At 31.2% G+C, this 253-nt stretch carries 1 protein-coding gene; it reads left to right on the top strand.

Features of this window, described 5'->3' with window-relative positions; all coding sequences use genetic code 11:
* Window positions 1-15 precede the first annotated feature (15 nt).
* Window positions 16-253, top strand: a 238-nt coding sequence (locus HLB29_RS09605; protein ID WP_330604471.1) for a hypothetical protein, incomplete at its 3' end; no start/stop codon positions are given.

Here is a 253-nt window from a genome sequence, read left to right as displayed (position 1 = left end):
TATAAGGAGAAAAAAATGACACAGATAACAGTTGAAATGGTGGATCAAGTATTAGAAAGACTCCCATATGCAACTTACAAGGAAGCCAGAGAAGCTCTTTTAAAAAGAGATGGAAGCGTATTAGAAGCTATTATATATATTGAAGAAGGAGGTAATCAAAACTTTGGAAAAGCTAAATCTTATAGGTTTGAGGAAAAAGTAGGCAAGGATACCGAAAAAATAAAATCACAATTAATAGAACTGTTAAAAAAAG

Source organism: Peptostreptococcus canis (assembly GCF_014229965.1).
In the GTDB taxonomy this organism is placed as follows: Bacteria; Bacillota; Clostridia; order Peptostreptococcales; family Peptostreptococcaceae; genus Peptostreptococcus; species Peptostreptococcus canis.
Note: the sequence above shows the minus strand (reverse complement) of the source record. Positions and strands in the feature narration are given on the sequence as shown.